Source organism: Pseudomonas sp. LTJR-52, from assembly GCF_003691465.1.
Taxonomy (GTDB): domain Bacteria; phylum Pseudomonadota; class Gammaproteobacteria; order Pseudomonadales; family Pseudomonadaceae; genus Chryseomonas; species Chryseomonas luteola.
In genome coordinates this window covers 5,270,380-5,293,635 of the sequence record NZ_CP033105.1, presented here as the reverse complement: position 1 = coordinate 5,293,635, position 23,256 = coordinate 5,270,380, and the positions used below count along the sequence as shown (strand labels likewise).

At 53.5% G+C, this 23,256-nt stretch carries 25 protein-coding genes and 2 pseudogenes; 13 read left to right on the top strand and 14 right to left on the bottom strand.

The features are described 5' to 3' along the window. Window positions 1-9 precede the first annotated feature (9 nt). Window positions 10-762: a 3-oxoacyl-ACP reductase family protein gene (locus tag EAW52_RS24470; RefSeq protein ID WP_122044449.1), complete on the bottom strand. Its 753-nt coding sequence runs from the start codon at window positions 760-762 to the stop codon at window positions 10-12. A gap of 110 nt (window positions 763-872) precedes the next feature. Here EAW52_RS24470 and EAW52_RS24465 point away from each other — a divergent pair, with 110 nt between their 5' ends. After that, a complete protein-coding gene (locus EAW52_RS24465) occupies window positions 873-1,796 on the top strand; it encodes a LysR family transcriptional regulator (protein WP_122044448.1) in 924 nt (307 codons plus the stop codon). A 201-nt stretch (window positions 1,797-1,997) separates the two neighbouring features. Here the strand turns inward: EAW52_RS24465 and EAW52_RS24460 are convergent, their stop codons facing one another. Then, window positions 1,998-2,489, bottom strand: coding sequence for a GNAT family N-acetyltransferase (locus tag EAW52_RS24460; protein WP_122044447.1), 492 nt, complete (start codon window positions 2,487-2,489; stop codon window positions 1,998-2,000). Window positions 2,490-3,014: 525 nt separating this feature from the next. Here EAW52_RS24460 and vapB point away from each other — a divergent pair. Together vapB and EAW52_RS24450 are read left to right on the top strand one after the other, a co-directional pair. Continuing rightward, a complete protein-coding gene (gene vapB, locus EAW52_RS24455) occupies window positions 3,015-3,245 on the top strand; it encodes a type II toxin-antitoxin system VapB family antitoxin (protein WP_074830119.1) in 231 nt (76 codons plus the stop codon). Beyond that, window positions 3,242-3,652 (top strand): type II toxin-antitoxin system VapC family toxin, encoded by a 411-nt coding sequence (locus tag EAW52_RS24450; protein ID WP_122044446.1) that lies wholly within the window; start codon window positions 3,242-3,244, stop codon window positions 3,650-3,652. Before vapB ends, EAW52_RS24450 begins: the two co-directional genes overlap by 4 nt. 45 nt (window positions 3,653-3,697) lie before the next feature. On the opposite strand, the gene EAW52_RS24445 is transcribed toward EAW52_RS24450, so the two are convergent. After that, complete coding sequence (locus EAW52_RS24445) at window positions 3,698-4,753, bottom strand: RNA-guided endonuclease TnpB family protein (RefSeq protein WP_122044445.1); 1,056 nt, start codon at window positions 4,751-4,753, stop codon at window positions 3,698-3,700. 21 nt (window positions 4,754-4,774) lie between these two features. On the opposite strand from EAW52_RS24445, the gene tnpA reads away from it, so the two are divergent. Further along, window positions 4,775-5,191 (top strand): IS200/IS605 family transposase, encoded by a 417-nt coding sequence (gene tnpA / locus EAW52_RS24440; protein WP_122044444.1) that lies wholly within the window; start codon window positions 4,775-4,777, stop codon window positions 5,189-5,191. A 97-nt stretch (window positions 5,192-5,288) separates the two neighbouring features. Beyond that, entirely contained in the window at window positions 5,289-5,786 is a 498-nt protein-coding gene (locus tag EAW52_RS24435; protein WP_122044443.1) for a hypothetical protein, read from the top strand. 518 nt (window positions 5,787-6,304) lie between these two features. Here EAW52_RS24435 and EAW52_RS24430 read toward each other — a convergent pair. Together EAW52_RS24430 and EAW52_RS24425 are read right to left on the bottom strand one after the other, a co-directional pair. Beyond that, window positions 6,305-7,213 carry an AraC family transcriptional regulator gene (locus EAW52_RS24430; protein WP_122044442.1) on the bottom strand — a complete coding sequence of 303 codons (909 nt, stop codon included), beginning with the start codon at window positions 7,211-7,213 and terminating at the stop codon, window positions 6,305-6,307. A 56-nt stretch (window positions 7,214-7,269) separates the two neighbouring features. Then, window positions 7,270-8,109: an oxidoreductase gene (locus tag EAW52_RS24425; RefSeq protein ID WP_122044441.1), complete on the bottom strand. Its 840-nt coding sequence runs from the start codon at window positions 8,107-8,109 to the stop codon at window positions 7,270-7,272. Window positions 8,110-8,444: 335 nt separating this feature from the next. Here EAW52_RS24425 and EAW52_RS26590 point away from each other — a divergent pair, with 335 nt between their 5' ends. Both EAW52_RS26590 and EAW52_RS26585 read left to right on the top strand, forming a co-directional pair. Beyond that, window positions 8,445-9,305: a DNA-directed DNA polymerase gene (locus tag EAW52_RS26590; protein WP_256680684.1), complete on the top strand. Its 861-nt coding sequence runs from the start codon at window positions 8,445-8,447 to the stop codon at window positions 9,303-9,305. Beyond that, window positions 9,302-9,454 carry a DUF4113 domain-containing protein gene (locus tag EAW52_RS26585; protein ID WP_256680682.1) on the top strand — a complete coding sequence of 51 codons (153 nt, stop codon included), beginning with the start codon at window positions 9,302-9,304 and terminating at the stop codon, window positions 9,452-9,454. Before EAW52_RS26590 ends, EAW52_RS26585 begins: the two co-directional genes overlap by 4 nt. A gap of 37 nt (window positions 9,455-9,491) precedes the next feature. On the opposite strand, the gene EAW52_RS24410 is transcribed toward EAW52_RS26585, so the two are convergent. Both EAW52_RS24410 and EAW52_RS26580 read right to left on the bottom strand, forming a co-directional pair. Beyond that, on the bottom strand, window positions 9,492-9,671 hold the full coding sequence (locus EAW52_RS24410) for a DUF1654 domain-containing protein (protein WP_256680681.1): 180 nt from the start codon (window positions 9,669-9,671) through the stop codon (window positions 9,492-9,494). Continuing rightward, window positions 9,625-9,726, bottom strand: coding sequence for a hypothetical protein (locus EAW52_RS26580; RefSeq protein WP_256680680.1), 102 nt, complete (start codon window positions 9,724-9,726; stop codon window positions 9,625-9,627). Before EAW52_RS26580 ends, EAW52_RS24410 begins: the two co-directional genes overlap by 47 nt. A 423-nt stretch (window positions 9,727-10,149) precedes the next feature. Here EAW52_RS26580 and EAW52_RS26575 point away from each other — a divergent pair, with 423 nt between their 5' ends. Then, on the top strand, window positions 10,150-10,281 hold the full coding sequence (locus tag EAW52_RS26575) for a hypothetical protein (RefSeq protein ID WP_256680679.1): 132 nt from the start codon (window positions 10,150-10,152) through the stop codon (window positions 10,279-10,281). A 365-nt stretch (window positions 10,282-10,646) separates the two neighbouring features. On the opposite strand, the gene EAW52_RS24400 is transcribed toward EAW52_RS26575, so the two are convergent. The 3 genes from EAW52_RS24400 to EAW52_RS24390 all read right to left on the bottom strand — a co-directional run bounded on the left by EAW52_RS24400 (window position 10,647) and on the right by EAW52_RS24390 (window position 12,869). Beyond that, window positions 10,647-11,201 (bottom strand): GNAT family N-acetyltransferase, encoded by a 555-nt coding sequence (locus EAW52_RS24400; protein ID WP_122044439.1) that lies wholly within the window; start codon window positions 11,199-11,201, stop codon window positions 10,647-10,649. 338 nt (window positions 11,202-11,539) lie between these two features. Further along, window positions 11,540-12,091 (bottom strand): nuclear transport factor 2 family protein, encoded by a 552-nt coding sequence (locus EAW52_RS24395; RefSeq protein ID WP_122044438.1) that lies wholly within the window; start codon window positions 12,089-12,091, stop codon window positions 11,540-11,542. A gap of 91 nt (window positions 12,092-12,182) precedes the next feature. Next, on the bottom strand, window positions 12,183-12,869 hold the full coding sequence (locus EAW52_RS24390; RefSeq protein ID WP_256680862.1) for an alpha/beta fold hydrolase: 687 nt from the start codon (window positions 12,867-12,869) through the stop codon (window positions 12,183-12,185). Window positions 12,870-13,689: 820 nt separating this feature from the next. Between EAW52_RS24390 and EAW52_RS27035 the strand changes: the two genes are divergently transcribed. Together EAW52_RS27035 and EAW52_RS24380 are read left to right on the top strand one after the other, a co-directional pair. Beyond that, the gene (locus EAW52_RS27035; RefSeq protein WP_122044436.1) at window positions 13,690-14,028 is read left to right on the top strand and encodes a chorismate mutase; all 339 of its coding nucleotides are present in this window, start codon (window positions 13,690-13,692) and stop codon (window positions 14,026-14,028) included. A 332-nt stretch (window positions 14,029-14,360) separates the two neighbouring features. Continuing rightward, window positions 14,361-14,896 (top strand): annotated as a pseudogene (locus EAW52_RS24380) (chorismate mutase). Between the two features lie 197 nt (window positions 14,897-15,093). Here the strand turns inward: EAW52_RS24380 and EAW52_RS24375 are convergent. The 3 genes from EAW52_RS24375 to EAW52_RS24370 form a co-directional block, all read right to left on the bottom strand. Next, window positions 15,094-15,381 carry an HD domain-containing protein gene (locus tag EAW52_RS24375; RefSeq protein ID WP_256680677.1) on the bottom strand — a complete coding sequence of 96 codons (288 nt, stop codon included), beginning with the start codon at window positions 15,379-15,381 and terminating at the stop codon, window positions 15,094-15,096. A gap of 50 nt (window positions 15,382-15,431) precedes the next feature. Then, window positions 15,432-15,512, bottom strand: coding sequence for a hypothetical protein (locus tag EAW52_RS27030; RefSeq protein WP_372238937.1), 81 nt, complete (start codon window positions 15,510-15,512; stop codon window positions 15,432-15,434). Window positions 15,513-16,076: 564 nt separating this feature from the next. Beyond that, complete coding sequence (locus EAW52_RS24370; protein WP_122044435.1) at window positions 16,077-16,664, bottom strand: TetR/AcrR family transcriptional regulator; 588 nt, start codon at window positions 16,662-16,664, stop codon at window positions 16,077-16,079. A gap of 512 nt (window positions 16,665-17,176) precedes the next feature. Here EAW52_RS24370 and EAW52_RS24365 point away from each other — a divergent pair. The 3 genes and pseudogenes from EAW52_RS24365 to EAW52_RS24360 all read left to right on the top strand — a co-directional run bounded on the left by EAW52_RS24365 (window position 17,177) and on the right by EAW52_RS24360 (window position 19,841). Then, window positions 17,177-17,761 carry a DUF308 domain-containing protein gene (locus tag EAW52_RS24365; protein WP_122044434.1) on the top strand — a complete coding sequence of 195 codons (585 nt, stop codon included), beginning with the start codon at window positions 17,177-17,179 and terminating at the stop codon, window positions 17,759-17,761. A 616-nt stretch (window positions 17,762-18,377) separates the two neighbouring features. After that, window positions 18,378-18,650 (top strand): annotated as a pseudogene (locus EAW52_RS27025) (CHASE3 domain-containing protein). Window positions 18,651-18,680: 30 nt separating this feature from the next. Next, complete coding sequence (locus EAW52_RS24360) at window positions 18,681-19,841, top strand: methyl-accepting chemotaxis protein (RefSeq protein WP_372238872.1); 1,161 nt, start codon at window positions 18,681-18,683, stop codon at window positions 19,839-19,841. A 488-nt stretch (window positions 19,842-20,329) separates the two neighbouring features. Here EAW52_RS24360 and EAW52_RS24355 read toward each other — a convergent pair whose 3' ends face one another. Then, window positions 20,330-23,140: a PAS domain-containing protein gene (locus EAW52_RS24355; RefSeq protein ID WP_122044433.1), complete on the bottom strand. Its 2,811-nt coding sequence runs from the start codon at window positions 23,138-23,140 to the stop codon at window positions 20,330-20,332. Window positions 23,141-23,256 lie beyond the last annotated feature (116 nt).

The following is a 23,256-nucleotide window of genomic DNA, read 5'->3' as shown; positions in this document are numbered from 1 at the left end:
TGTTTCTCCTTAAGCGGTGAAACCGCCATCGACCAGCAGCTCGGCGCCGCTAACAAAGGCCGCCTCCGGGCTAGCTAACCAGGCCACGGCAGCGGCGATGTCACGGCCCTCCCCGTAGCGGCCGACCGCGATATTGGGGCGAACGAAATCGGCCACAGGGCCATCTGCCGGATTCATGTCGCTCTCAGTCGGGCCGGGATGCACTGTGTTGACCGTAATGCCGCGCGGGCCGAGGTCACGCACCAGTCCGCGGCTAAAGCCGGCCAGTGCGCCCTTGGTCAGGGTGTAGGCCGAGGCGGTGGCAAAGGCAGCGTACTGCACCATTGAACTGCCGATATGAATGATGCGACCGCCGCTCCCTATATGTTTAAGCGCCTCCTGAGTAGCAACGAACACGCCGGTCACATTCACCGCGAGGATGCGCTGGAAGTCTTCGAAAGCGATCTCCTCCGGGGCGCCCAGCACACTAATGCCCGCGTTGTTAACCAGGATATCCAGCCGACCGAAAGTGCTGGCGACCCGCTGTACCGCATCGCGCACCGCCTGAGGGTCTCCCGCATCGGCGGCAATCGCCATCGCCCTTCCGCCAGCAGCAACTATTTCGCCGACCAGCGCCTCGGCCTTGGCTGGCGAGGCGTTGTACGTAATAGCGACGCTGGCTCCGTCGGCCGCTAGGCGCTTGGCAATAGCCGCGCCGATGCTGCGCGATCCGCCGGTGACCAGGGCGACCTGGCCGCTCAGGGGAAGATTGACGTTGTTCATGATGCAGACCTCATATGAGTGGTAGATGTGCTTATGAAACGCCTTTCGCTTTCGACGCAGTAGCGGGTAATGACTAGAATTATCTTCAACTCATAATTGAAGATGATTCTATGGAAACCTTGGCCAATTTGGAGTCCTTCGTACGCAGCGCCGAGTGTGGTACCTTCTCGGCGGCGGCACGTCGTCTGGGTCTGACACCAGCGGCCATCAGTCGCAACGTTGCTCAGCTGGAAAGCAATCTCGGCGTACGCCTGTTCCAGCGAAGTACCCGACGTCTGACCCTGACCGAAGCCGGCGAGCGCTTCCTCGTCAATGTTGGCGGTGGGCTGGAAAGCATCCAGGAAGCAATTGCCGATCTCACCAGTAGCGCCGGTGCTCCGGCCGGTCTGCTACGCCTGTCGGTGGCACCTACCTTCGGCCGTGATTTTTTGCTACCTCTGATGCCTGGTTTTCTGGCCTGCTACCCGGCAGTAACGCCGGAATGGCATTTCGATAATCGCCAGGTGGACCTGATCGCAGACGGTTTCGATGCCGCTATTGGCGGCGGTATCGAGCTGTCGACCGGTGTGGTAGCGCGCGAATTGGCCCCAGCGCATCTGGTGCTCGTGGCGTCATCGGATTATCTGGCCGGGCGGCCAGCGCTATGTCGGCCAGAACAGCTAACCGAGCTTGATCACCTGGGCATGGGTAAGGTGCGCAGTTGGATATTGCAGAGCACTCAGGGTGAGCGACTGCCGCTGGAACTACGCCCGCGAATGCTAGTAAACGATCCGCAGGCACTATGCCAAAGCGCCTTGCTCGGGCTAGGCGTGGCGCTACTGGCCGTACCGGATGTACTGGCGCATCTGCAAAGCGGTGCGCTGCAACGTGTCTTACCGCACTGGTATGTCGATGCCGGCCCCATCTTGCTCTACTTTGCCAGCCAGAAGCTATTACCGGCCAAGACAAGGGCCTTCATTGATCACCTGGTCGAGCACTCCCGTGATCAGCAATGGAAGAGACGCTTCGATGCGCGGCTTGCAGCGAGTAGCTAACGTCCAATTTTTTGAAAAAGTCAGTTTTTCCTGACTGCCTGCATACTGACTGCTAGCAATGTTGCTTTTTGCGCGCCGCTACGCGAAATCTGAGTTCGGAATCCTTTGCTTAAAGTGAGGATTTCAATCTCTAGCGTGTACTTTACTGCCATAAAAGCCATGGCCGAATTTTTCAACAGAATCGGTCGAAAGCGGTCATTGTCAAGTAATGGATTTGGCCATTTCCGACGTTCCAGTCCAACCGATTTGCTCATAGACTGGTTTGCCCGTCTTAGTGGCGTGCAGGATAGCGAAGGTGATTCCTCGGCGAGCGAACTCGGCGTCAGCAGCTTGCATCAAAGCCGTAGCTAAACCTCGGCGGCGGTAGGCCGGCTGGACGAACACATTCAACACGTACCCACGCTTATCCAGAGTTGGGTGCGATGGATGGGGAGGCCAATCAATGCTCATTAGGCCAATGGCTGCGACCGGTTGGTCGCCATCTAAGAGTTTGAATCCGTAATACCGACCATCACCGAGCCGCTCCTCCAGCCATGACCGAAAGTGCTGAGTCATGACCCTTAGTTCTTCAAGATTCCCACCCGCCTCAAGAAACATTTCCTGGCGATGTGAACAGATCATTTCTGCGTCGGAAGGGCCAACAGGAACGCACTCCAAACCGGAAAATTTTTCACATCCTTGTAATTCGGTCATCGTTTATCCGGCGTCAGTAGCATCAATTCATAAGGAGGCAGCCTATGCCATCTTTATGCGTATTTGCAATGGCACGGCTGGGAGGTGAAAAACATGATAGGGCACAGGCGCCGACCTGAGCATCACTAGAAGCCGCTGGACCGCTAATCACCCACTAAAGGCGCATTGAAAGCAGGTCATAGGGCTTAGGGCGGTTGGAGCGGAAGCAGGTTTCTTTGGCATACGCACAGCTTAATACTGTATATATTTACAGAATTATACCTATAGCGTAGAGATCAAACCGTTTCACGAGCAAGCTCCTGAGCGCCAGGAGCTAGGCGATTTATGGTCACTCTGTACGTGGTTTTCCGCTGACTAGCCGGTTCGGCTCTGTACGAACCATGTTGCGCTACCCTATCTGAGCGTCTCTCAAGAGACGATACGCAGGGCTTTCAAGCTTGCTTCTTAGCTATGCCATATGCCTTGCATATGCCAAAATTTAGCATTACATTTGCATATGTCAAACATATGCAGGAGCAGCAAAACATGCGTACCGTCTCTATTTTCAAAAATGGTAAGAATCAGGCCGTTCGCTTGCCCAATGACATGGCCTATGAAGGCGTCGGGGAGCTTGAGATTACGCGGGAAGGTGATGTGATAACCCTGCGTCCTGCTCGGCCATCCTGGGCATCTTTTGCTGAGCTCCCCAAGGCTGATGCTGACTTCCTGCAAGAGCGGCAACCAGTAGTCGGCGATGAAGGCAGATTCAATCTGTGATCACCTATATGCTTGATACCTGCATCTGCTCTTTCATTATGCGAGAACATCCGGCCTCGGTGATCCAGCGTCTGGCCACCGAAGTGGAGCAGGGCAACCGGTTTGTGATCTCGGCCATTACCTACGCCGAAATGCGTTATGGGCAGATCGGCAAAAAGGCATCGACCAAGCACAAGACGCTGGTTGATGAGTTTGTAAAGCGCCTGGATGCCGTACTGCCTTGGGATCAGAGGGCAGTCGATGCGACTGTCGAACTCATGCGCGTGCTAACCAAGGCCGGCATGCCAATTGGCCCTAACGATACCGCTATTGCAGGGCATGCCGTGGCTATTGGCTGTGTACTTGTGACCAATAATGTGCGTGAGTTTAGCCGTGTCCCTAGCCTTGTTTACGAGGACTGGGTTTGAGAAAAGATCATATGCCTACTGGGCTAACTTGACATCCTTCCCGTCCTAAAGGACGGGGATTCCCACAGATGGACGCTCATGCTCGAGCGCGAGAATGTTTCTGGCCGCGTTGATATCGCGGTCGTGAGCGACACCGCACTCACAGCAGGTCCATTCTCTTATACGCAGCCCATTGACGCCTCCTGGCCCCGTCAGGGCGCCGCAAGCCGAACAGGCGCGGGTGATGTACGCTTCTCGCACTTCCTTGAAAACAATGCCTGCGTGATCGCACTTGTATTCCAGCATTGTTTTCAGGATGGACCAGCCAGCATCCAGCACGGACTTAGCCATCCTGGTTTTGGCGAGCTTCGAAGAGCTTACGCCGCCCACGATGATTGTGCCGTAGCAGTTCACCAGCTGGCGGCTAAACTGATGCAGTGCATCCTTTCGGCGGTTGATTATCTTGGCGTGAATAGCGCGTGTTCTGGCCTTGTTTCGGCTGCGCTGGGCTATGGCAAGCTTTGGCTCTAGATCACGATAGAACCTGCCATTTTCAAGCGTTTCGCCATCACTACAGGTCGCCACGTCCTTCAGGCCTAGGTCGATGCCTACCGCGCCTTGCCCAAGGCTGGATTGAACTCTGGCATCAACGACGACATTGAAGTACCAGCGTCCGCGTGCGTCTTCACTAAAGCTGCCTGAGCGGAATTTATGCCCTGCCAAGCCGTAGCTATCCCATACCTTGAAGTAGTGGCCGTTATGGTAGACCTGCCCATTGTTCCAGCTTGCAGCGCCGGTATTTATAGGAATCCAGCCAAGCGAGCGCCGGACGCCAGCCGACTTGCGCCAGTTGAGACGGACCTTTTTAAACTGTTTGCGGCGCGTGACGTATTCAGCGGCAATGCACTGCAAGGTCTGGCTATGTAGCCCTAGTTCTTTTGCAGCCCCTTTTGTGTAGGGGTGAAAGTCATAGGCCGATAAGAATCCCCCGCGCTCACGGATAGAGCGAGCGCTAAGCTCGTTTAGGTAGTTCCAGACAAAATTAACGCTACGCGCCATCTGCCGAAGCAACGGAACGTGCTTGTCTCGAACTCGAACCTTGAGGTTCCTGGTCTGTTTCATGAAAAGAAATATATTTGGTCTATGAGCAAAAATACAGACATTAGAGCTGGTAGACACTGCGTCTTCGAGATTCATGCACACTTGGTCTTTGTAACTAAGCATAGAGGGCGTGTTTTTTCAGATGCACACCTGAGGACACTAGAAAGGTTACTTTGCAAGGTGTGTCACGACTTTGAAGCAGACCTTGTAGAATTCAATGGAGAGGCTGACCATGTTCACTTGCTAGTAACGTACCCACCTAAGGTCGCGCTTTCCAGGCTGGTTAATAGCTTGAAGGGGGCTTCCAGTAGGCGCATGAAGCAGTTGCACCCTGAGCTGGCGGCCACTGCCTATCAGCACAATGCCTTGTGGAGTCCTAGCTATTTTGCAGGCAGTGTTGGAGGTGCGCCGCTCTCGGTAGTAAAGGCATACATTGAGCAGCAGACGAGACCCTTATAGGAAGGCTACGCCTTCCGCGCTATTCATCTCCGCACTAGAAGTACGGGGTTTTTCGGCATAACTGATAAATACGCCACATCGAACAGGACATCGCCCCATGGCCTCACCCGACAAACAACGTAAACGTACTCAACGAGCCAAGGACAAAGCCAAGCAGAATCGGTCTAGCAAAACCAAAGCGAAGATTGGGTCCCCACTACTAGCCAATCCGCTGGTCAACGAGCCATTCGACGACGTCGAGATCGACCTGAGCACCTTCAACTTCAAGGACATTGAAGAGAACGGTTTCGACCCAGCGGACTTCGACGATTTGTTTCAGGCGATGAATGCTGCCGAAGGCATAAGCCTGCTCGCCATGTGCTTGGTGTTTTTGCAGTACCCAGTGCTGGAACTGGTAATCGCTGAGGAAGGAGAAGAGCCTGCCATCGACTTCATGATGGGCCTGCTCATCGTCTATCGCGGCATGTTTCATAATGATGACGAAGAGGCTGCTGTGAACTGGATTGGCAGCGATACCTTCCAGGCTGCTTATAACGAAGCGTCGACGATCCTGCAGCAAAAGAAAGTACGCGGCGCTTCAAAACTACAAATTTAGTAGGTCGTAGATTAATTATACTGGCCACTCCATTAGGACAAGATCAAACACTTGTATCGGCTTACCCAATGGCAGCTGTTGGCCGATTCTGTTGAAAATGTAGGTTCAGCGGCAGCCAGCCGGTCAGGTGTTCCTGCTGTCGAAGTGCCTAGCAAGCCACTTCAAGTTGCCTTTCGGCGTTTCACTGAGCTCCCTTGCTCAGTTTTGAGGGTTAACTGGAGGGTTTCTGCTTGCAGCAGGCGTACCTATCCCGTGATCGGTGGCCCTTGAGGCAAAAGCTCGGCCATGCGTCGCAGGTTCTGCACAGTCGCAGCCAAGGTGAACTCGTCAGTCGCTCCTGTCAGACCACGCAGTCGCAAGCGGTCGAGGGTGCGCTTAGAAGACAGAGCTGCCTTGGTTTTTACATAGCAACGCCGAAATCGAGCGTTTTTTGAGCTGCCGATAAGTAGCTCTCTCAGAAGCCGACTTTTTCAACAGAATCGACCCATAGCAGACGCTGACGACAGGCTGACAAATGACTAGTGTGACGATACGAAGGAGGATGGTTTTATCGGCGCCGGCAACGCATAGGTTCGCTTCATCCATGCCACCTCCGCCAAAGGTGTGCGACCGAACAGGCGCTTGAAGTCGCGGCTGAATTGCGAGGCACTTTCATAGCCCACTAGAAAAGCCGTTTTCGCTGCCGTTAGATCGTTACGCAACATCAGTAATCGCGCTTGGTGCAAGCGTGTCGACTTGAGGTATTGCATGGGTGAGGTGTCGGTAACCTTGCGAAAATGCAGATGAAAATTGGGCACGCTCATCTGCGCTTCCTGGGCGAGTGCTTCTACATCCAGATGCTCGTGATAGGAGTGATGGATCTTGTGAATGGCACGTGTCACTTTGCCAAACTGGCCCTGTTGGGCGATGGCCACGCGCAGGCTACCACCTTGTTCACCCGTGAGGATGCGGTAGTAAAGCTCGCGCAGCATCGCTGGACCAAGGATCTGCGCATCGGTACGCTCTTCCATGATTTCCAGAAAACGCAAGGTAGACCGGCGCAGCGGTTCATCCATAGGCGAGGCATACATTCCCATAGGCTGGGCTGCGCCGAACCCTCGTACCTCATCCACCTGCTGGATCAACTCGCCGGCCAGAGTGAAGTCCAGGCGCAGGTATACTGCCAGCATTGGTTCTGCCTCGCTGGCGTCGGTCTCCATGGCGAAGGGCACTGGCACCGACACCACTAGATAATGCTGAGAATCGTAGACAAAAATTTGGTCACCCAGATAGCCGCGCTTCTGGCCCTGACAGAGGATGACAATACCCGGCTCATACAACACCGGTGTGCGTGTCAGCCGTCGGTTGGAGCGCAGAAAACGCACATCATCCAACGGGCTCAGGTTATAGCCCTCCAACGGAGCCAGTCGGCCCATCAGCTGTACCATGCGCACCGTGCACGGGTCCTTGGATCCAACGATTGTCTGCACTTCTCCCCGCATTATCATCCCCAGCCATCGGTCGAGCAGCTAAGCGCCTCCCATTGCTCAATACTCTCAAGCATTTGTCGCAGCTTGTCACGTACCAAGGTCAGGGCGTCGCTGCCCAGCAGGAGGTGAGCTGGCGGGTTGGGGCTGGCGATAGCCTTCAAGATGGCGCATGCGGCCTTTTGCGGGTCGCCCAGCTGTTGGCCGCTTTTTTCCTCACGCGCCTTGCGCACCGGGTCGAAGCTCGCATCGTAGTCACTGATACTGCGTGGAGTACGCTGCATCGAACGGCCTGCCCAGTCCGTGCGAAATGACCCCGGCGCCACGGCCGTGACAAGGATGCCAAAGGGGGCAAGCTCCTTGTTCAGGGTGTCGGATATACCTTCCAGAGCAAATTTGCTCCCGCAGTAGTAAGCAATACCGGGCATGGTGATATATCCGCCCATGGACGTGATATTGAGGATATGCCCCTTCCGCCGTTGGCGGAAATACGGCAAGAACGCCTTGGTCACCGCTACGGCTCCGAACACATTTACGTCGAACTGGCGGCGCATCTCAGCCAACGATGACTCTTCGAATATCCCCTCGTGGCCATAACCTGCGTTATTGACCAGCACATCCACCGGGCCGTGCCGATGCTCGACCTCAGCGATCACAGCGTCGATAGCATCGAATTGGGTAACGTCCAGAATCACACCATGGGCTCGCTCTGGCGAGAGCGCCGCAAAGGCCGCCAGTGCGGATTCGCTGCGGACGGTCCCGATTACCTGATACCCCTGGGCAAGCGCCTCTTTGGCCAGCGCCAAGCCAAATCCGCTGCTGACGCCAGTGATGAAGAGGGTTTTCTCTGCATTCATGTGAAGTACTCCTGAGATTCGCAACGAGGCAATGCTAAGGTCAGGAGTAAGAAGAGCCTATGCCGGATCGACTTGGAGTATTGCCTATTCCTATCAGGTTAACCGTTCAGGGTTTGGCAATCTGAAGATTTTTGTATTTCGCTTTCTAATCAAGGCTGGCATTTGCCAAGGGCCGCTTTGGTCGATAGCTGCCTCTGGCGGTAGGGTTCAGCAGGGTTTCTAGCGTGGACGGAGCTGAGGCCGTGAAAACGTTAGTAGGAATACCCGCTTTAAAATCAGTAGTTTAAGTATGACTAACAATCAGCGTCATTCAGATAGATCTGTCAGCGAGAGTCATGGCCTGTATAGAGTCGATGGTGCCCCGCTTGGAGGTCTACAGTATTGACAAGGCCTGGGCAGACCTCACCGGTATTCCAGGCTCGCCGGAAACGATGGGTCGCGTGATCAAGGAGCATGTCTTCAAATGCCCCGGTATCCCGGTAGGTGTGGGCATTGCCAACACGAAGACCTTGGCCAAGCTGGCCAACCACGCCGCCAAACGCTGGTACAAGTCCACCGGTGGGGTACTGGATCTGAGAGAACCTGACCGGCATAACCGGGCGCTGCAGCACATCGATGTCGGTGACGTCTGGGGCGTTGGGCGACGGCTTGAGGAAAAGCTCAAGCTGCTGGGCATTGAGAAGGCATGGGACCTCGCCCAGCACGACGCCTGGTCAATCCGCAAGATGTTTAGTGTCGTGTTGGAAAAGACAGTACGCGAGCTGCGCGGCATCTCCTGCATAGACCTAGAGGAAGTGGCACCACCCAAGCAGATGATCTGCACATCCAGAATGTTTGGCCAGCGCCAGTACACATTTTCCGCGCTGGCCAAGTCGGTGGCCAGCTACACGGCTCGGGCGGCAGAAAAGCTCAGGGCGCAGCAGTCGCTCTGCCAGGTCATGCGTGTGGGCATCCCGATGGGTATGCACGGCCCGCCAGAGGAGCGCTACTCCAATGGGGTCATCCTGAACCTGCCCTACCCCACCGATGACACACGTGTACTGGTTCAGTACGCCCTGCACGGACTGAAACACATCTACCGCGAAGGCTATGGATACGCCAAGTCCGAGATCCTCATGATGGACCTCAAGCAGCGTGGCGAGTACTCCATGGACCTGTTCAGCCCGAGCAGTCAGCAGGTGCCGATCGGCTCATGAGCACTATGGACAGTATTAACCGCAAGTTCAGCAAAGGTATGCTCCGCCCTGCGCGTATCACGGCTCAACCCGGCTGGGCCATGCGGCGCGAAATGATGAGCCAGAGCTACACCACACGGCTGGATCAGCTCTGGACGGTGCGTAGTTAAGAGAGTAGCTTTGACTGGAGAGTGAGAGAAGGTACGGTCAACCTTCCTGCGGAACGGTCCAGAAGATCTGAACATTGCCATTATCGCGAAAGGCCAGGGTTACGTTATCGGTTTCCTCAAGCTCGGCCATGACCTGCTCCCATGCTTCCTCCGGATCACTTTCAAGCCGCTCAAGCAGGGCTGTCTTTGCACGCTGCGCAGCTGGACTGTTGATCATGCGCTGAAGACGCATCGGTGCGCCAGCGAAGCATGGTATTATAGACCAAACGCACACAGCCAAACGTCTTTGCAAGCAACTCTGCTTGTTAAAGCGTTGGGTAGAACTGGTATTTGTAGGCGCATTTAGTCATGCCTTACAACATACAAAACTTAGTGTGAGATAGAAATTGGTCATCAGCAGGAAACGGTAAAAGGGCACGCTTTGCGCGCCGCGCTATCCCTCCCTGCACTTGAAGTACGGGGTATCTCGCGCAAGACTGATGAGCTTGCTGCGTTGCTTACTGCTCTTGCTTTTTCGAGGGACAAGTTTATGGATATTTAGAGCCACCTGCTGATCCGTTACCTGAGAGATCTATGTTTGATGCCTGACTCTCTGCTTTCTGCGAGTCTGCACCATATCGCCATCGGCCATTGAACTGACCCTGATTTTACGGACACCTCGAATGTGACTATACCGTTAGAGAGGAAGGTATCCCATGACAAATAAACGTACCTATCAGCGCTACAGCGCCGAGTTCAAGCGAGAGGCTGAGCGCCAGCTGGCCGATTTCATTCGCTTACCACATGCGATGCATCCAACTCGCCTGAATAGGGCAGAAACCTATTAATATCGTGCACGAGAACGCCGGTTGGTACTGGGGTTGTAGGTACGAACTTCACCCATCAAACCAGCGTTCTTGTTTCTGCCTTTCCCAAGATTTCGTGAAGAACCTTTTTTACCATAGAATTTGGCGTAAGAATCTTCTTTGCCGGTCATCGAAATTCATGGCCGCGCGGCCCGACCGAGGACACGAGTAGTCTCCTACGGCGATACTTCCCGAAAGGTACCAGGCCGTCTCGTTGGGTGCTCAATAGCGCATAGTCCACTGTAACCAGACTCTAAAAAATTGGCTGAATAATACCTGCCGAGCACTCAACGAATATCTAAAATCCATTAGATTTAGATGGATCGATTCAGCAAAATTTACATAGCCTAACAGATACCATTCTGGTGAGCTCTACATAAAGGCTTATGCCAAATAGTGAAATCACATTCCGTTTTCAGCAGCCCCGCCAAATCAGAATACATTCGCTCAAAAGGCTGCGTTTCAATCGGCCTGTACCCAATCCGGTAATACCATTTCTTCAGAAATTCCTTTCTTTGATTTTCCCAAGTTCGAGGGGTCAGCAATTCTAGTTGCATTGTAGTGCATCCATTCTGGAGAGCCCACTTTTCAGCGTGTTCAACCAGCGCCGATCCAATACCTCTACCCCTCTGATACAAGTCGGCAGCAAGCATCCCAAACTCGGCAACGTTTTTTTTGAGAAGAGTAATCTTAACCACTCCAGCTAAAACTCCTTCAATTTCAGCCAGCATAAGATTTCCTTTTCCTATGAGAGAGCTTAACTCCTCGTGATTTGTCCTGAGCGCAGACGGTATCCACATACCCGCCTCGGCATCAGCGTAGACTTCATTTATAAGGCGCGTCAGTTGATCTAAACGGTCAGGATCTAGATCTGCGCCACTGGCGAGCCTTATTCCAATCATATTATTCACAAATATTTATCTCCATCTCGATGAAAATTAGCCTTAGAGTTCATGCGATAAGTGCAATAGCTACGTTATCCAACTCTTCTGTATATTTTTGTAAAGGGCACCTGTGCCGGTATTTGATAGCCGAGCCACTTCTGTAGACCGAATAACGAATCGACGATGGGATCGCCGCACTCCACTACCAGCAACGCCGATTTCGCAAGGAACTAAATAAATCTGTTCCCCTTTTTCCCTGCGTTTGCACGATCAGCGAGTGATGGTATTCAACGGCTTCCGCCGCAGACCTACAAAAAGCACTCGTGGAAAAAGTAGCGCCTGACAACCTCATCGCGTCAGGGCTGCGCTTTGGTTCTTGGAAAATACAGGTCATTCAGTCCTGTCTGCAGCAACGCCTGATGCAGATCCGATCCATCCACCGGTATCAGGGTGCGCTTGGCAATCGCCCAACCCGCAGCGGATCTTTCAAGCTCCCAGCGATTGACTACCGCGCGGTGAATTCTATAGCCGGTAGATACGCCGTGGTTTGGCAGTTCCCTGGGTTGCCCTTCGTGATCCAAATGGACAATCATCAGATAGGAAGTCACTACCGCCGTATCGCCTTGCAGATCGATCAGGGGCAAGCCGGCAAAATGAGCGAGCCCTTGCCCGATGGCTTCATAATGCTCAGGCCTTTGAATGAACGCCGCGATGGCTGTCGCACCTTGCGCTCCGTCCAACACCGGACCTCTATCGAACACCCCGTTCTCCCGGTAAGCGGATAATGTGTAGGCGGCATGTCCGGTATCTGCGCTAGGTGGATGGGATGCTATGAGCTGATAAATTGCCAGCTTGTCTTCGACAACACGCAGCCTGCTTTCAAGGTCCGCTAAGTCCGTAGAATTCATGTTCTTTTCTCTGCTTGAGCGTGGGGCTATCGATGGGAAGTAGCGCATCGATAGAAATTCTTTCGTATCGTTCGATGTGTTCGATTCGAGGTTATCTGGCATCAGCCGTGTGAGAGGCCTCGATGATCAGATCAGCAATCGTCCGGGGTTGAGAGAGAAGCGAAACATGACTGGCACGAACGTCTATCATGTGAGCGTTCATCCGTTGTGCCATGAAGCGTTGAAGCTGGGGATTAATGGTTCGGTCTTCGGTCGATACCGCATACCAGGTCGGCTTGTCATGCCAGGCGGCGACCGTCGTTTTTGCCGTCGTGATTGCTTTGCCGAAAGGCTGTTGGACTGCAAACAGGACCTTGGCTTCCTGCTGGGGTAGGTCACCCGCAAAGTCCTGTACGAAGGATCGCTCAGAAAGCATGCCATATCCGTCGGCTGACCACCGAAGACCTTTAGCGGCCGGGGCAGGCGCGAAGCGTTGGGTCAAGGCCTGGTAGTCTTCGCCAGCATCGGGCGCACGGGCAGCGATATATACCAGCCCCTTCACCCTGGGATCGTCGCCTGCCTGGCTTATTACCATTCCGGCATAGGAATGCCCGACCAAAAGCGTAGGTCCGTCCTGTAGGGCAAGGGTTCGTTCGACTGCGTCCACATCGGCATCCAGCGACGTCGTCGGGTTTTGCACTGCGGTAACTTTGAAGCCCTTGGCTTGTAATAACGGAATAACCTTCGACCAGCTGGACGCATCCGCATAAAGCCCGTGGACCAGTACGATGTTCTTTATTTCATTGTTGTTAACGGACGGAATGTCGTGCGCTTGGGCAGCGAATACCGCTCCAAGGCAGACGGCAATAACCGATAGGCCAATGCCGAGTCGTCTGACTGACTTCATAGATATATCTTCCTCTTTTAGTCGCCTACCCGTTAATAGCAATAGCGTCAAAAACAAATAAAAGGCGGACAGCTGTAATTCAGGCGCGGTGGAATATATTCGAACCAGATTGACTACAGCCTGAATCTACCTTCTAGTAGGTTTAATAGTCAAGTGCATTAAGTGAGCGCGGTTTAGCCAACAGATCTAAAATCTTCGGAGATTTCAGATGGACGTATGACAAGCGACGCTTTTCCCAGCGGCTAGATGGCCGAACCGATAAATGGCAAGGCAATCCCATCAGCATGCAGAGCAGGCGTGACCCGGAGGTTGACTGGACAGGGCTTTCGCCCTTTCAGGGCCTAGCTGCCGGCGACGGAACTAGTAGAGGCATACCTACCGGGAGACCGCAACGGACAACCGTTCCGCCGGCGGTCAGTACAGATATAAGCGCGAGTTTTATCATCTGCCGGATAAACATCAGGCATTGCAAGAAAGACTACCTTCTAGTAGGTTATTTTCTAGCTTTTTTTGGAAAGGCCACTGAACTGCGCAGGTGGGTTTACCACGTAATCGAACATTCAATAGAGTCGTGGTGATCGTTTACTTAATCGGCCTAGCGAGCGAAAACACCCGTTTCATAGCTCTACCTTTTCTTGCGGTAAGTAAAGCGCAGCGCCCCTCCGGATAGCTATTGAAACTCAATAAAAATCGATGGTTAAGAAGAGACCCTATGGAAACGCCAGATATCATGACTCACCTTTCATCGTTCCGACTGACGATCGATAACATCGACGCCGCGCTTATCCATATGTTCGCCGAACGCTTCCGGTGTACGGATCAGGTTGGCTTTCTGAAGGCGGAACACCACCTGCCTGCGGTCGATGAGGCTAGGGAACAACATCAGTATGATCGCCTGAAGAAACTTGCTGAGGGCGCCGGTCTCGATCCGATTTTCATCGAGAAACTGATGCAATTCGTCATCAGTGAGGTAGTCAAGCGGCACAGGCAGATAGCGGCTGCGCATGAATCCGGAAACGCGGAGCACTTTCCTACAGCGAACGGTTCGTGATGCATCAACCCCGTCTCAAGCGTTAGGCCATGGGTTGTCGTACAGAGCCGTCCGGGTTTGGAGTGTTATCCCTTACTCTAAACCCAGGTCGGTTGATTGGAATATTCGGATCTACCATTACTGAATGATGCCTGTGCTTCCCGAGATTGATTTTCGATGGGGCAGGCAGACTTTCGGGCAGTTGCTCTGACACCTACCTACGCTTCACACCTTCCCTTTATCACAGTCGATCCTGCCGGTTAGATAAGCAATGCTGCTAAGGAAATCGCATGTCCTTAAAATTCGTATTAATAGCTCCACTGTTGACTCTCGCCCTTGTGGATCTCAATGCAATGGCAGCGCAGCCCGATAACTGCGCAATAGAGCCGGCTCCCGATGTGCTAAAGCACCTCTTGGCAACCATGAACGAGCGCCTTGAAATCGCGGATCTCGTGGCGCTCACCAAGTGGGACAGCGCCAAACCGAGCCAGGACAGCGGAAGAGAGTCTCAGGTGATTGCCAATGCACAGCGACAGGCCGTCCAGTACGGTATCGGCAAGGACGACGCGGGCCAATTACTGAATTGCTGGCAGCCCAGATCGAGGCCAGCAAACTCGTTCAATACCGCTTACTGGCCACATGGCAAGCAGCGGGAAGAGCTCCGGAAACGCAACGACCGGATCTGAAGAACCAGATCCGCCCTCTGCTTGACGAGCTTCAGACCCGTCTACTGAAGCAGTACGCCAGATTCTGTTCATTCAGGAAGCATCCAGACTGTCCCGCCTCGTTAAACCAGACACGACCGCCTTTAGCCCGCGATCAGCTACATGCGTTAGGGCTGATTCGGGCCACAGGTGAGCTATGCACCGGCAACAAACCGCAGGCATGAATGCCCGGCACAATGGAGTCGATGTCAAGACAATCGCGGTCAGTGAAAGGCACTACTGTGCCTGCCGCCTAGCGCCGCTCCGCATCGTCCGGGTTACCCTAGCCTCTGTTCTGGAAGGGTCGGATTACCCACCGCTCACACATGGCCCATAACTCGGGAGTTCCGGCTTCGATCACAGGCCCATATCGGCTAAGCACCTAGTCGAGCGAGACGCCACTCTCCTCCCACGTCCCGCCATCGGTCATTATATTTGCGAGCAAGGGCTGTAGACGGTCAAGCGCCTCGGCGAACTTTGCATCCGCTGTCTGTGCAAGCTCGAACTCCTGCCAGAGGCCAAGCAAAGCGTTGCCTTGTGGCTGTGGCAAAAGCCCGAACAGGCGCACTGCCGCCATGTGCTCCTGCTCGGCCTGTACCTGGCTCGATGTACCGCCATGAATGGGGTGATCGCCGACATCAATCTCAACGATGTCATGCAGCAGGAGCATCTTGATGACACGCGCTGCATCTATCGTTGCGCTTGAATACTCGCTGAATATCAGCGCGTCATCGCCAAATGCCAGGAATGTTCGACCGAGTTCTCTCGTCGGCTCTCATCCAGCAGCAGTGATTGCCGCACGACAGATTTAAGTTGGTCGATTTCCCTCAGGGAGGCGAGCTGTCGGTCGAGCAGGGTATTGCATGGCTTGGCTCCGGGTCCGTCTTGGCAGGTCGGGTATTGCAATCGGTACGGCCTGCGGCACAGTGATCACCGCGCATGCGGGCCGACCGGTCTGCAGCCGCCAGCCCGTGCTCTTCGTCGCTTGAAAGGCCCTGTAACGCGACAGCGGTTGAGAAGGTACATCCGTACTTTAGGTCGTACCGTTCCTGCTCGCCTCGGACGTATCGGTAAAACCAGCCTCCCCGCCCGGGTCTCATCGTGACCAGGCGCTGGATCTTTCGCCAGCACCAGCAGATCAACGAGTAGAGCCGGCATTACCCGCCTTGAGGTGGATCGGCCGGTCGCATAGGCGAAGGCTGCAATCCGGTCCCCGCGGCAGCGAAGTCAAAGGAGGCCTCGCCGGCCGAAGGCCGAACCATTCATGTTTTGACATCGGAGTCAGACACCAATGAATCCAGGCCTTCGAACAAGTATTCAGCTACGACGGCGGTTTCCAGCACGCCACAACCTGGTATCGAGCCGTCAAGCGCCCTCTGTCAGGCGCTGGATCGATACGCGGACGAGAGATTCGAACGTATGTGGATCACCGAAACCTCTTGCCGCCAACATTGCACCGTGTACGGAGGCCATGAACACCTTCGCCTCGATCAACGGGCTGCTGTGCAGTCGAAACTGTTTGTTCGCTGCTCCACGCTCCAAGGTCGACGCAAGCCATGCTGTGAGCTCCTCGAAATGCCCTTGCACCTCGACCGCAACATTGGCCGGAATGGCCGGCAGCTCAGCCGCCAGCATCGCGCAGATACAGAACGAAGACGTACCCTTTTCGATGCACTCGGTCCAATAGCCGGCGTAAGCGTTCAGTTGTGCTACTGGATCGGCAAGCTGTCGTTCGAGCATGGCCAACCCGTCACGGGCCTCCGCGCGGTATCGCGCCACAACCTCACGAACCAGATCGGCCTTGGTAGGAAAATGGTAGTGAATGCTTGCCTTGCTGATCTGTACCCGGGCAGAAATATCTGCATAGCTGAAACTGTTGTAACCCCCCGCTTCTATGAACGACCGGGCAAGCGTGACGATATCCGCCGCTCTGGGAGAAAGTTCTGCATACATAGTTAATATGAGTCGTGTCCAATGTAGATATAACTCTACCAGTTGATAGGTTTTAGATCAAAGTCTCAGAGTGTCATTGACCGAATCCGATTGGTCTGGACGTCATCTACAACCCATCGAGCCGGCTCGCTCCAGTGCTCAACTCTCTCGCGTTCTGGTTCTTCATCGTGGAGCACGGTGATTACAACTGCCCTGCCCCTTTCCGCCTATCGTGCCTTCTTTTCCTGCTGTGCACGGTATCCAGCAACGCCTTGGCGCGCCGCCGTAAACATTCATAATCTTGAACGATTCAGGGTCAGTGAGTACCGCTGCGACAAAGAATCCTATCGTACATTGATAATATACCTACCAGTAGGTTAGTATTCCGGAACTGGTACTGAAGAGGGGTGAGATGCCAGCGCGCTTACTTCTCTGTCGACTCGCTATTCATGGGTCCCGCTTCAGGCCCGCGAGTGCAGTAGTCGGTCGGCAACACACCTGTCCATGCCAGCCCAAACTATCTGGAGAATCCCATGAAGAATGTTGATTCAACCCCCGCCTACCTTTCGAATACTTGGCTGCAAACCTACTACTTGCTACGCTTCGCCGTTTCGGTAGTCTGGATCATACTGGCGGTCGTCCTGGGCCGGCATAACCCGGCCATTGGTGCAACTCTGCTGGTCGCCTACCCGTTATGGGATGCGCTCGCCAATTACCTCGATGCCCGCAAGAGCGGTGGGCTTGGCTCCAATCCGCCGCAGTTGCTCAACGTCATCGTCAGCGTGTTCGTCGGCATCGCCATTGGATGGTCGCTTACCTTTGGCATGGCCGCCGCCATCAAGGTGTTTGGCACGTGGGCCATCGTCGCCGGCTTGCTGCAGTTGGCGGTCGCCGTCCGGCGTTGGAAGACTGCTGGTGGCCAATGGGCGATGTTCCTCAGCGGTGCCCAGTCTGCGGCCGCAGGCGCCTTTTTCTTCAAGCAAGCCGGTAGCGGCATCCCGCTGGATGTAACAACGGTAGCGCCCTACGCCGGCTTCGGGGCGGTGTACTTCGCCATCGCGGCTATCTGGCTGACCGTCAGGAATGCTCGTCAGCGGTCTAGAGCTCTTGCCCGCTGAGCAGATCTGCTCATCAGTGCCGCTCGGTCTTGCAGAACCACGCGCCGGGTTTACCAAAATGACAAATGGTTTCCAAAGCTGTCTTGACCCTAGAGCGGCACTAATATATGAACCAGTCAGTCTACATATCGACACTGCAGGCAGGCACATCAAATGGCAAATCACGCTGACCTTGGACAATTGACCAGCTTGCCAGTGCGGTACAAGAGATAAGACGGTAGAGCCCAGGACGTCAGACTGGCATAGGATTACAATAGATCCAGGCTTAATCCCTTCTTTGATACCCGCTCTCCTGCTTTACATACGATTGTTGTAACCGCAGTGGGGCTGGAGTCCTATGCTGCCAATCATTGAACAATGTCAATTTTATAATGCATTTTATCGCTAATAAAAATCGCTCTAAAACCGATACAAGAAGACAAGATTTTTCCTCTATCAGAGCGTGTGTATGTTATCCAATCTCAGTATTACCAAAAACTGGGTGCTGGCTTTGCACTGATCAATTGCGATCATATGCATCCTGGTCTATGTCGCCCGCCAAGGCTTCTTCGAGGTAGATCACTCTGTTAGATGGAATATTCATACCTATGCAGTCCTGGACAATGCCAATGACCTTTTGATCAGCCTGACCAATATCGAAACAGGCATGCGCGGCTTTGCCTTAAGTGGCGAAGACGATTTTCTGGAACCCTATACCTCCGGAAAAAATGAGTTCGAGCAGTCCTAGATAAAACTCAAGGACCTGACCTCTGATAATCCAGTTCAGCAAAGCCGCCTGGATGACATCAAAGCTTTCAATCAAAAGTGGATAAGCGAAGATATCGACAAAACCATTCAGCTACGCCGTGAAGTCACATTAGGGCACATCCCAATGGAGGCTGTCGTTTAGCGTATCGTTGATCGTCACGATAAGGTCAAGATGGATGGTATGCGCAAGCTGATTGCCGATCTGAGCGCTGATGAAGACAAGCTATTGGTTACACGTACCGCTACGATGGAGTCTGCCGCAAGCGCAGCCGTCTGGACATTAATCGGTGGGGGTATCGCCGCAGCCATCGCTGCGCTGATCATTGCGCTTAGCTTGTCTTCCTCTATCAAGGGCCGTCTCGAAGAGGCTATCAAGGTTGCTCGCTCGATTGCAGAAGGCGGCCTGGATACTGACATCAACCAGACGGGTAATGACGAAATTGGCAACCTGATGGCTGCGTTCAAAGCCATGCAGCTGCGCCTGCGTGAAATGATCTCCGAGATCAAGGGTGGCGCCGATCAGCTTCTCACCGCAGCCCATGATATTTCGGGTACATCCGAGCAATTGGCTGTGGCTGCCCGTGACCAGTCCAACTCGGCTTCGTCCATGGCGGCAACCGTAGAGGAGCTGACAGTTAGCATCAGCCATGTATCGACCAGCGCCACTGAGGCTCACGCCATTTCCACGGACTCAGGCAAACGTTCGCTTGAAGGGGGCAATGTCATCCGACGTACCCTGGAAAGCATGACGCAGATTGCTGGCACAGTGCAGAACTCAGCCGATCAGATTTCTGAACTGGGTCGCCATGCCGAAGAGATTACGTCGATTGTCAATGTGATCAGTGCGATTGCCGAGCAAACCAACCTGTTGGCCCTGAATGCCGCCATCGAGGCTGCTCGTGCCGGTGACCAGGGTCGTGGTTTTGCCGTAGTAGCTGACGAGGTTCGGCTGCTGGCGCAGCGCACGGGTAAGTCCACTCAGGAAATTGCGGATACGATCAAGAAGATTCAGGTCAGCACCCAGGATGTTGTAAGCAGCATGAATGTAGGTGTTGTTCAGGTGAATCAAGGCGTGGAGCTGGCTCACGCTGCCAGCGAGGCTATTGAGGAGATTCGCAATGGTTCGGATCGTATTATTTCTGTAGTCGATCAGATCTCCATTGCGCTGCGTGAGCAATCAGCCGCCAGCCATGATGTGGCGCGAAGTGTCGAACGTATTGCTCAGATGGCTGAGACCAACAGCTACTCGATCGAAGGCGCCTCGCGTAACGCGTCTAACATCCAGCATCTTGCTCAGTCATTGGACAAGCAGGTCGCGCAGTTCCGCCTGTAACTGGATAGTATTGTAAGAGCGTATGGTTGATGGCTCCCTTAAAAGACCATCAACCATACAAAACCTGTCCCTTTACACCTGTTTCGCTTGCCTTGGCTATTTTACGCAACTACTGGGTCTAAGCGGGTCTGGATGGGGTATCTCTGACGGCTCCGTCTGTTGGCCTCTTGGCTTGGGGGCGAGCCCTTTTCTCAAGAGAGTTTGAGCTACTCGCTCTCTTTTGTAAGCCGAGCTTTTGTCCTTAAGCGGAAATAAACAAGCCATTTAAGATTGAAAATGCGCTTACCCAAGTGCGATAGGCAGCAGCCCTTCAAATTGAAAAGAAACCATAGCTGTAAACGCTCAGGTTTACCCCACAGCTTTTCAGAGCCATGGGAACAGTCTGAATGGCAATACGACGGCGTCTAAATGAATGCACTGTGGCCCATCCACCTCTACCAGTTCTCAACACATTCACAACTGTTCTACTTCAGCTGCGCGGCAGTAATCTATTTGCCTTCAGTCATGCTGCTTATTTTTGAGGCAAGATCTGTAATCGTAAAAGGTTTAGTCATAAGCTCTACCCCAGGTCGATTAAGGCTCTTTTGCAACGTCACGCTTTGATCATAACCCGTGATAAATAGCACTTTTAAAAGGGGATACATTTCTAACGCCTTAGCCGCAAGGTCTCGCCCGTTAAGTCCTGGCAGCCCTATATCAGTTACGAGCAAATCAATTCCAGGTCTATTTTTCAGGATGTCCAGACCTTCATGCCCGTCACTGGCGATAAGCGTAAAATAACCCATATCCTCAAGCACCTCTGGTACCAGCTCACGAATGGCTGGATCATCTTCAACCAGAAGGACCGTTTCGCGTGTAATCGTATTCTGGGGGTTCAGCACAGGCTCGGTCGTGTCCTCCTGAATGTGCCCCTGATAGCGAGGTAAATACAGGTCAACGGTTGTTCCTTTGCCTTCTACAGACGAGATCTTTAATCGGCCTTCACTTTGTCTGGCAAAACCATAGACCATTGAAAGTCCGAGCCCTGTCCCCTGCCCCATCGGCTTTGTCGTAAAAAATGGTTCGATGGCCCGCTTCATGACTTCAGCTGACATTCCCGTACCATTATCGGTCAAGCCGATTCGTACATATTCTCCTGGAGCTACATCGGGAATGTTGAAGCAGTTCTCAAGCTCTATCAGCAGCTCCCCCCCTTCATGCATAGCATCTCGGGCATTAATGGTCAGGTTAAGGATCGCGTTTTCCAGCTGATGGGAATCACATAGTGTTAACCAAAGGTCTTGCTCCGGCTCGATTCTAAGAACACAGGACGGGCCAACAGAACGGCGCAAGAGCAACTCGATTTCATAGATAAGTTTGAGGACATCGACCGGTTTTGGCGCGAGCGGCTGCCGACGTGAAAAGGCAAGCAGGCGGTGGGTCAGTGCGGCGGCCCGTTGTGCTGACTCCTGGGCTATGTCTGTATAACGTTCGAGCTTATCGGTGCGTCCATACGAGAGGTGCTTCTTTAACAGCCCTAAAGAGGCAATAATTCCGCCAAGAAGGTTGTTGAAGTCATGAGCGATACCTCCCGTCAGTTGCCCCACTGCCTCCATCTTTTGCGCCTGCCGGAGCTGATCCTCAACCTGGAGCAATGCCTGCTGCTGTTCTTTCTCCGCTGTGATATGCCTGCCATAGAAATAGCAGGCGTTGCGTTCGGCCGATGAATGCCAGGATATCCAGCGAGGGGTGCCGTCCCTGTGACGGTAGCGGTGTTCAAAGCTTGTCAGGTGATCGCTTGAAGCAGCCCGCTGGATTGCCTCTCGAGTTTTCTCTATATCTTCATGCCATACGAAGCCATAGAGGCTTTTTCCTTCAAGCTCGGCCTGATCGTATCCCAGAATGTCTTTCCAGGCTGGGTTTACAGAATGAAAGACACCATCAGGTCCTGTTACAGCTAGGAGATCTCGGGAGTTTCGCCAGACGCGATCATATTGTGCAGTACGGTTCGCAACGCGACGTTCAAGCCTTGTGTTGAGCTGCTGAAGCTCTTCGGCTGCCTTCTGCTGCTCGTGAATATCTGTAGTTGTGCCAATCCATTGAAATACTTCATCTTCAATGCCATGGACGGGCACGGCTCTGACCACGTGCCAACGGTACTCACCATCGAAGCGGCGAAACCGCATTTTCGTTTCATAAACAATTTCAGACTGTGTACACCCAGCCCATAGAGCCTCCACTGCAGGACGATCTTCGGCATGAACCCAGTCGAGCCAGTTCCTGGCTAACTCAGCACTACTTTCAGCCCCGCAGTAAGTAACAAGCCAGTCGCTCGCCCAGCGTACCGTACCCTCAGGGGTTGCGCTCCAAACCCCGTTGGGCATGGCTTGAACCAGAGCCTTGAATTGCAACTCGCTTGCTTTAAGCGCTTGCTCAGCCTGATGTTGCTCAGTTACGTCATAGCCTTCAACAAAAGTACCGGTAACGTTTCCGGCGTCATCTTTAATAGGCTCATAAATAAAGTTGAGGTATCGCTCGGTGGAAACGCCTATGTTTTCCCCATGCAAACGAAAGGGCACATGAGTGGCTACAAGCCGCTCACCGGTCTTAAATACCGTGTCCATCCATTCAAAGAACTGCTCGTCTGCGATATCGGGATAAGCTTCGCGAATGGTTTTACCTATAAAGTCTCGGCTACCAAACAAACGCTCATGGGTGGCATTAGCAAACTCAAATACGTGCTCGGGCCCTTTTAGAACAGCGATAAAGCCGGGCGCCTGGTCAAACAAGCGGAGCTGGCGTTCGGTTTCTTCGCGATGACGACGTTCAGCCAGTACTTGAGCAGTGGTTTCGACACAGGGACAGAAAAAGCCAGCAACCTGTCCTTGTTCATCGCGCACCGGTGTGTAGGAAAATGCAAAGTGAGTTTCCTCTGGATAACCATGGCGGTACATGGTTAAGGTGATATCGTCCATATGCACGGAGGAACCGCTATAAACGGAGTCGACAATCGGGGCTAATTCCTCACGTGCCTCCCTCCAGACTTCAAACAATGGCTGCCCCATGGACGCGGGATGCTTGCGTCCAAGAATATCGGCATAGGCATCGTTATAAATCATGGTTTTATCGATACCCCAGGCAATAAACATGGCCTGTTTGGATCCCAGAACAATGCTGACCAGCATTTGCAGGGTTTGAGGCCAGGTCTCTGGCTTACCAAGCGGGGAGTTCTCCCAGGCGAGGCTCCGAATAAGTTGCCCCGTCTGGCCTCCTCCCTGCATAAAGGTAAAAGGGCTATTTTGCGGTTGTATTTCAAGCATTAGATATTCTCGGTAGCGATGAGATATCCAAGCCCTAAAGGCATGGTCAATAATTATTAAGAACACGCCTATGTTAAATTATCCCTTGCCACTGCATTTAAACTTCCCTTGGATCA

What these genes read in the sequence shown, in the direction of transcription:
- EAW52_RS24470 (WP_122044449.1), bottom strand. Translation starts at nt 762, where the DNA reads ATGAACAACGTCAATCTTCCCCTGAGCGGCCAGGTCGCCCTGGTCACC.
- EAW52_RS24465 (WP_122044448.1), top strand. Translation starts at nt 873, where the DNA reads ATGGAAACCTTGGCCAATTTGGAGTCCTTCGTACGCAGCGCCGAGTGT.
- EAW52_RS24460 (WP_122044447.1), bottom strand. Translation starts at nt 2,489, where the DNA reads ATGACCGAATTACAAGGATGTGAAAAATTTTCCGGTTTGGAGTGCGTT.
- vapB (WP_074830119.1), top strand. Translation starts at nt 3,015, where the DNA reads ATGCGTACCGTCTCTATTTTCAAAAATGGTAAGAATCAGGCCGTTCGC.
- EAW52_RS24445 (WP_122044445.1), bottom strand. Translation starts at nt 4,753, where the DNA reads ATGAAACAGACCAGGAACCTCAAGGTTCGAGTTCGAGACAAGCACGTT.
- tnpA (WP_122044444.1), top strand. Translation starts at nt 4,775, where the DNA reads ATGAGCAAAAATACAGACATTAGAGCTGGTAGACACTGCGTCTTCGAG.
- EAW52_RS24435 (WP_122044443.1), top strand. Translation starts at nt 5,289, where the DNA reads ATGGCCTCACCCGACAAACAACGTAAACGTACTCAACGAGCCAAGGAC.
- EAW52_RS24430 (WP_122044442.1), bottom strand. Translation starts at nt 7,213, where the DNA reads ATGGTACAGCTGATGGGCCGACTGGCTCCGTTGGAGGGCTATAACCTG.
- EAW52_RS24425 (WP_122044441.1), bottom strand. Translation starts at nt 8,109, where the DNA reads ATGAATGCAGAGAAAACCCTCTTCATCACTGGCGTCAGCAGCGGATTT.
- EAW52_RS26590 (WP_256680684.1), top strand. Translation starts at nt 8,445, where the DNA reads ATGGCCTGTATAGAGTCGATGGTGCCCCGCTTGGAGGTCTACAGTATT.
- EAW52_RS26585 (WP_256680682.1), top strand. Translation starts at nt 9,302, where the DNA reads ATGAGCACTATGGACAGTATTAACCGCAAGTTCAGCAAAGGTATGCTC.
- EAW52_RS24410 (WP_256680681.1), bottom strand. Translation starts at nt 9,671, where the DNA reads ATGATCAACAGTCCAGCTGCGCAGCGTGCAAAGACAGCCCTGCTTGAG.
- EAW52_RS26575 (WP_256680679.1), top strand. Translation starts at nt 10,150, where the DNA reads ATGACAAATAAACGTACCTATCAGCGCTACAGCGCCGAGTTCAAGCGA.
- EAW52_RS24400 (WP_122044439.1), bottom strand. Translation starts at nt 11,201, where the DNA reads ATGATTGGAATAAGGCTCGCCAGTGGCGCAGATCTAGATCCTGACCGT.
- EAW52_RS24395 (WP_122044438.1), bottom strand. Translation starts at nt 12,091, where the DNA reads ATGAATTCTACGGACTTAGCGGACCTTGAAAGCAGGCTGCGTGTTGTC.
- EAW52_RS27035 (WP_122044436.1), top strand. Translation starts at nt 13,690, where the DNA reads ATGGAAACGCCAGATATCATGACTCACCTTTCATCGTTCCGACTGACG.
- EAW52_RS24375 (WP_256680677.1), bottom strand. Translation starts at nt 15,381, where the DNA reads ATGCTCCTGCTGCATGACATCGTTGAGATTGATGTCGGCGATCACCCC.
- EAW52_RS24370 (WP_122044435.1), bottom strand. Translation starts at nt 16,664, where the DNA reads ATGTATGCAGAACTTTCTCCCAGAGCGGCGGATATCGTCACGCTTGCC.
- EAW52_RS24365 (WP_122044434.1), top strand. Translation starts at nt 17,177, where the DNA reads ATGAAGAATGTTGATTCAACCCCCGCCTACCTTTCGAATACTTGGCTG.
- EAW52_RS24360 (WP_372238872.1), top strand. Translation starts at nt 18,681, where the DNA reads ATGGATGGTATGCGCAAGCTGATTGCCGATCTGAGCGCTGATGAAGAC.
- EAW52_RS24355 (WP_122044433.1), bottom strand. Translation starts at nt 23,140, where the DNA reads ATGCTTGAAATACAACCGCAAAATAGCCCTTTTACCTTTATGCAGGGA.